The sequence below is a fragment of the Caballeronia grimmiae genome (assembly GCF_000698555.1).
Taxonomy (GTDB): Bacteria; Pseudomonadota; Gammaproteobacteria; order Burkholderiales; family Burkholderiaceae; genus Caballeronia; species Caballeronia grimmiae.
Map to the genome: position 1 here is coordinate 1 of NZ_JFHE01000128.1, position 820 is coordinate 820.

The 820-nt window shown below is 59.5% G+C and carries 1 protein-coding gene; it reads left to right on the forward strand.

Features of this window, described 5'->3' with window-relative positions; all coding sequences use genetic code 11:
* Nucleotides 1-61: 61 nt before the first annotated feature.
* Nucleotides 62-820, forward strand: a 759-nt coding sequence (locus tag BG57_RS30925; RefSeq protein ID WP_035971142.1) for an alpha/beta fold hydrolase, incomplete at its 3' end; no start/stop codon positions are given.

Genomic DNA, 820 nt, shown 5'->3' on the forward strand with positions numbered 1-820 from the left:
CGGCGTCACGCAGCCCAGCGAGCCAAGCGTTCGATGTACTCTTGATATCTAAGGATAGCGAATGAAAATGATGGAACAGGAACTGTCTCGACGCGACATGCTGAAGGTCGCCGGTGCGGCGGCGATTGCGACCACTCTCGGGAACCATGAAGTCTTTGCCGCAACGAAATCGCCGGCCGCACTGTTCTCGACTGAGGTAGGTACCGGAAAGAACGTCATGTTCCTCCACGGCTGGACTTGCGATTCGCATGACTGGAGCTGGCAACTGCCGTTCTTCGAAAACAGGTATCGCGTCGTCGCTGTCGATCTGCGCGGGCATGGCAGATCGCAGCTGATGCCGCCTGGCGCTTATACGCCCGCCGACTATGTCGCGGATATCGAGGCATTCATCGCGACAAGGTATCCCGGACAGAAGTTCGTTCTCGTCGGGCATTCGATGGGTGGCCAAATCGCAGCCCGGGTCGCCGCGAAGCGCCCAGATCTGGTCAGCGCGGTGGTGTCCGTCGATGGCGCGCTCGGTTTTTCCGGCGCCGCGGCTGAACTTTTTGCGAAAACGACCCATGACTTGAATGCGAGCGATCCCGGCATCGTGGTTCCGGCCTTGTTCCAGCTTGTCTATGACCGCATCACTGAGCCGGCATTCAAGCGTTGGCACGCAAGGCGCGTCCAGGGCATGCCAGTGCATGTCGTGCGCGAGTCGTTCGGTCCGCTGTTTTTTGGCGACGATCAGGTCGGCATTGAAGAAGGGAGCGCAACGTTGTGCAAGAGCCTTACCGTTCCCTTCTATCAGATGTGCCGCGACCCCGAGCAGGCAAACCGC